General features: G+C 65.0%; 4 protein-coding genes. 3 read left to right on the top strand and 1 reads right to left on the bottom strand.

Annotation, left to right across the window (positions count from 1 at the left end; translation table 11 throughout):
- The first annotated feature begins 101 nt into the window (after positions 1 to 101).
- The 3 genes from ACO59D_RS12960 to ACO59D_RS12950 all read left to right on the top strand — a co-directional run bounded on the left by ACO59D_RS12960 (position 102) and on the right by ACO59D_RS12950 (position 3,071).
- The gene (locus ACO59D_RS12960; protein ID WP_485127339.1) at positions 102 to 452 is read left to right on the top strand and encodes a hypothetical protein; all 351 of its coding nucleotides are present in this window, start codon (positions 102 to 104) and stop codon (positions 450 to 452) included.
- Between the two features lie 110 nt (positions 453 to 562).
- Positions 563 to 2,686, top strand: a complete 2,124-nt coding sequence (locus tag ACO59D_RS12955) for a HelD family protein (protein ID WP_485127338.1) — start codon at positions 563 to 565, stop codon at positions 2,684 to 2,686.
- Positions 2,687 to 2,828: 142 nt separating this feature from the next.
- Positions 2,829 to 3,071, top strand: coding sequence for a TM1266 family iron-only hydrogenase system putative regulator (locus tag ACO59D_RS12950; protein WP_036576377.1), 243 nt, complete (start codon positions 2,829 to 2,831; stop codon positions 3,069 to 3,071).
- Between the two features lie 2 nt (positions 3,072 to 3,073).
- On the opposite strand, the gene ACO59D_RS12945 is transcribed toward ACO59D_RS12950, so the two are convergent.
- The coding region (locus ACO59D_RS12945; protein WP_485127337.1) for an ATP-binding cassette domain-containing protein at positions 3,074 to 3,477 on the bottom strand (404 nt) is incomplete at its 5' end.

The following is a 3,477-nucleotide window of genomic DNA, read 5'->3' as shown; positions in this document are numbered from 1 at the left end:
CCGGAGCATGTTGTGAGAGGCTTATTACCTAGAAATCTTGATTCTTGTGACTAGACACGCCGTGCACAACCGAGAAGACCGCGGACGACCAAGGGGGATGTATGGCAATACGCAGGCGCGAGCCCGAGAGGCTCGAGGAGTACGTCTTTGAGAGCACCGCCATGGTTCTCACGGCCGACCTCGAGATGGCCAGGCACTCCGTGACCTCGGCCTCCGGCGAGTTTGTGCGCGAGAGGGGGCCGTTTGGCATTGGCACCTCCTGGCGCTGCCTGGTCTTCAACGAGCTGGTGGGTCGTCTCAACTCCAGCGAGATGAACGCGCTGGCACTGGGGGCAAGCCTTGACCCCAAGGCGCTCCCCGACCGCATCCCGTGCACGGTGGCGTACTCGAACGCCGGGGGATTTCCGTCCTGCACCGTGCGCCTTGCCATCGACGGTGACGCCACAACCTAGCGCCTGTCGCCCCACTCTCACCCCACTCGGCGCTACAGAGCCACGGTGCTGTCGCCCCTCTCGCGTTACAATAGTCCGTCACGCTTTTGTGCCGGGCACGGGGAGGACGCATGACAGACGAGACGCACGACGATACGTTCCGTGAGGAGCAGGACCATCTGAGCGCGATATACGCCCAGCTCTGCGACCTGCGCGATACCCTCACTGAGGAAATCGAGACCAACCACAGGGGCGCCGCGGACGACCTTCGCGAGATGAGCGAGGAGATTCGCCCGGACTTTGGCGGCACAGACGAGACCATGGAGACGCTCGCCGCCATCGAGACGCTCAACTCGGTCATCGACACGTACAACCAGTACCACGACTTCACCGTGGAGAAGCTCCAGCACGTGCTTCTGCTGCTGCGCCAGCCGTACTTTGCCAAGGTCACGCTCGAGATGCGACCCGACCGCCCACCCCGCGACGTCTACATTGGCGCCGCCGGCATGACCGACAAGCGCAAGCGCCCCCTCATCGTGGACTGGCGCAGCCCCGTTGCCGAGACCTACTACAACCAGGAGATGGGCACCACCTCCTACCAGGTCGATGGTCGCACACGCACCGTGAACCTCCTGCTGCGCCGCCAGTTTGACATCACGCGCGACACGCTCAACTCGTACTTTGACACAACGGTGGCCATCGAGGACTCGCTTCTTCTCGGCGCCCTCAAGAAGCACCACTCGGAGAAGCTCGCAGCCATCACGGCCACAATCCAGCGCGAGCAGAACGCAGTCATCCGCCACAAGGACGTGCCCGTGCTTCTCGTGAGCGGCATTGCGGGCTCCGGCAAGACGTCTGTGCTGCTCCAGCGTGTGGCCTACCTCTTCTACCAGGAGCGCAAGACTCTCTCGGCCGACCAGGTCTTCCTCTTCACGCCCAACGACGTCTTCCTCCGCTACATTGACACGGTACTGCCCAGCATGGGCGAGAAGAACCCGCGCATCTTCACGTGGCGCGGTTTCCTCTCCTCGCTTGGCCTCTCCGAGCGCGGCGACGGGCGCGACGGCAGCCCGGAGGAACTCGCGCACCTGGAAGAGGGTGTGCGCACACTGACGCTCGAGCCCGATGACCTGCGCGAGGTTCGCTGCGGCGAGCGCGTGATGCTCAAGGCGTCCTCGGTGGCGGGTGCCGTGGCCAAGTTCTCGCGGATTCCAGTGGGGCCGCGCCTCATGGCGTTGGTCAAAGACGAGCTGCACGACCGCCTTGACCGCAGGCTTGCAGCGCTTTCGAAGAGCGAGGAGATCTGGGAGGAGATGCTTGGTCTCGACGTGGAGGAGCAGGTCGAGGTCTTTGGCCAGACGATAAGCCCCGCGTGCGACGATGAGTGTGCCTCCTACGCCCTCACCTACCTGCGGCACCTCTTTGCCGATGCGCATGACGAGATCGAGCGCGGCAACTGGCTGCGCATCGATCGCATCGGCATACGCGTGCTGGGCAAGAGCGCCCTCTCGGCTGCCGAGTGGGTCTACCTCAAGCTGCTGGTGATGGGCGGCGGCGAGAAGTCTGCACGCTACGCGATGGTGGACGAGGTGCAGGACTACACCGTGACGCAGCTCATGGTTCTTGCGCGCTACTTCCCGCAGGCGCACTTCGTGCTGCTGGGCGACGAGCACCAGGCCATCCGAGAGGGGACGGCGACCTTCGACCAGGTGCGCCAGATCTTCTCGGCCACGCATGGCGAGGCCGAGACTTGCGAGCTTCTCACCAGCTACCGCTCGAGCCCCGAGATCACAGCGCTCTTCACGAGTCTCTTGCCGCTGGACGAACGGGCGCGGCTCGCCTCGGTCCAGCGCGCGGGCACACCGCCTCGCATTGTCGAGGTGGCAGACGGTGACGCAGGGCACTACGTCGCTGAGCTGGGACGCATTGCCGAGAAGGCCGCTGGCGAGGAGGGCTTGACCGCCATTGTCGCCGCCGACGCCGCCCGCGCCAACTGGATTGCCAAGCAACTGGGAAAGCGCGTGCGTCTCATGGAGCGAGATTCCCTGATGCCGGCAACGGGTGTGGTGGTGATGGATCTTCGCCTGGCGAAGGGCCTCGAGTTTGACCATGTGGTGGTACCCGACGCGCAGGCCGCGGTCTATCCCGACACGCAGCTGTCACGCAGGAGGCTCTACACCACCATCAGCCGTGCGGTGCACGAGGTCACAATCGTGTCGCAGGGGGAGCTGTCGCCGCTGGTGCCTCGGGGGTAGGGACGCAGGGGCGGATTGGCAGCGGAAGCCCCTTTCTCGTACGCATCCCCGCACCAACGCGCCTTGCGGCGTCAAAGCGGTGCCGCGGGGCGTATTCTTGCAAGCGGCACAGGGAGAAGGGACAACCCATCGGGAGGCCACCATGGAAACGCGTGTAGCGGTGCTGGGGATCATCGTCGAGGATCCGGATTCGGTCGCGCGCCTCAACGAGGTGCTTCACGAGAATGCGGGCATCATCATCGGCCGCATGGGCATCCCCTACCCCAAGCGTCACATGAACGTGATTTCGGTCGCAGTCGATGCTCCGCAGGACACCATCGCGGCGCTTGCCGGGCGCGTCGGCGCCATCCCTGGCGTGAGCGTTCGGGCAGCGTACTCGAAGTAGGGTTACCTCTCGGCAACCTCACCCAAGCGCACGGCCGACGCGCGCAGCAGCTCAGCGTCCCCGGGTGCATGCGAGGCCACAAGCAGCGTGCGCCCCCTGAGGTGTCGCATGACAAATGCGGCCGCCGCCTCATGCGTAGCCGCATCAAGCGAGGCGAACGGCTCGTCGAGAACGACGCCCGCACTGGGATGCGCAAGCGCTCGCACCAGCTCTACTCTCCTACGCTGCCCACCGGAAAGCCCCGCAACAGGCCTGCCCAGCGCATCCTCGGGGAGAAGCTCCGCCAGAAGCGCATGCGCCTCGCCCCCAGAAAGCGCCCCCGCCGAGCAGAGCAACACGTTTTGCTCGGCAGTCATAGCCTCTACCAGCCGGGAATCCTGGAACTGCACGGAGAGCCCGCCCCAGC

This window comes from Tractidigestivibacter sp. (genome assembly GCF_057241865.1).
Note: the sequence above shows the minus strand (reverse complement) of the source record. Positions and strands in the feature narration are given on the sequence as shown.

Coding starts and splice junctions, on each gene's coding strand:
- ACO59D_RS12960 (WP_485127339.1), top strand. CDS start 102: ATGGCAATACGCAGGCGCGAGCCCGAGAGGCTCGAGGAGTACGTCTTT.
- ACO59D_RS12955 (WP_485127338.1), top strand. CDS start 563: ATGACAGACGAGACGCACGACGATACGTTCCGTGAGGAGCAGGACCAT.
- ACO59D_RS12950 (WP_036576377.1), top strand. CDS start 2,829: ATGGAAACGCGTGTAGCGGTGCTGGGGATCATCGTCGAGGATCCGGAT.